A 1,337-nucleotide genomic window follows, 5' to 3' on the forward strand; every position below is an offset into this window, starting at 1 on the left:
GCCCTCGTCGTGTGGCTGTGCTTCGTGCCCCTGTTCGTCATCATCCGCACCTTCCAGGGCATCGTCGGACGCGCCTACACGCGGGTGCGTGAACGCGTCGGCGACATGCTCGGCGCCGTCTCGGAGGCCGTCGTCGGCGCGCAGGCCATCCGCGCCTACGGTGTCGAGGCGCGCACCGAGGCGCGCATCGACGCCGCCATCGAGGGGCACCGCAGGGCTGCCATCGGAGCGCAGGCACGGGCGGTCATCGCCTTCACCTCGGGCCAGCTCGTCTCGGGGCTGACGACCGCGGTCGTCCTCGTCGTCGGCACCGTCCTCGCAGTCGACGGGCGCCTCACCCTCGGCGAGCTGCTCGCGTTCCTCTTCCTCGTCAACCTCTTCACGATGCCGGTGCAGCAGGCCACCGAGATCCTCAACGAGATGCAGAACGCCGTGGCGGGCTGGCGCCGCGTCATCGGCATCATCGACACGCCGGCCGACGTGTCCGACCCCGCCGACGACGGCGTCGAGCTGCCCCGAGGCCCCATCACCGTGCAGTTCAGCGGCGTCGGGTTCGTCTATCCGGGAGGCGAACCCGTGCTCCACGACGTCGACCTGACCATCGCCCCGCGCAGCCGCGTCGCCATCGTCGGCGAGACCGGGTCGGGCAAGTCGACGCTCGCCAAGCTGCTGACGCGCCTCATGGACCCGACCGACGGCCGGGTGCTGCTCGACGGCACCGAGCTGCACCGCATCCGCTTCTCGTCGCTGCGGTCGCGAGTCGTCCTCGTGCCGCAGGAGGGGTTCCTCTTCGACGGCACGCTCCTCGACAACATCCGGTTCGGCCGGCCGGAGGCCACGCCGGAGCAGGTGCGCGAGACCCTCGCCGAGCTCGGTCTCGACGGCTGGGTCGAGACGCTACCGCTGGGCCTGGCCACCGACGTCGGCCAGCGCGGCGAGTCCCTGTCGGCGGGGGAGCGGCAGCTCGTCGCGCTCGCGCGCGCCTACCTGGCCGACCCCGACCTGCTCGTCCTCGACGAGGCCACCTCGGCCGTCGACCCGCACACCGAGGTGCGGCTCCAGCGGGCGCTCGACTCGCTGACACGCGGCCGCACCTCGATCGCCATCGCGCACCGGCTCTCGACCGCCGAGAACGCCGACGAGGTCGTCGTCGTCGACGCCGGCCGCATCGTCGAGCGCGGCCACCACAGCGAGCTCGTCACCCTCGGCGGCGTCTACAGCCGGCTGCACGCCTCCTGGGTCGCCCAACAACAAGCCGTCTGACCCCGGCTTCCGAGACCGAACGAGTCGTTCGGTGCCGGTCTCGAACTGCCCGGTGCACCACCGCTTTCGAGACC

1 protein-coding gene is annotated in these 1,337 nt (G+C 72.0%); it reads left to right on the forward strand.

All coding sequences use genetic code 11. The annotated features are described in order from the left end of the window. Window positions 1-1,263: ABC transporter ATP-binding protein (locus ACPYOM_RS21950; protein WP_481347581.1), on the forward strand; the 1,263-nt coding region annotated here is incomplete at its 5' end. Window positions 1,264-1,337 lie beyond the last annotated feature (74 nt).

This window comes from Monashia sp. HAY1-2A (assembly GCF_056755315.1).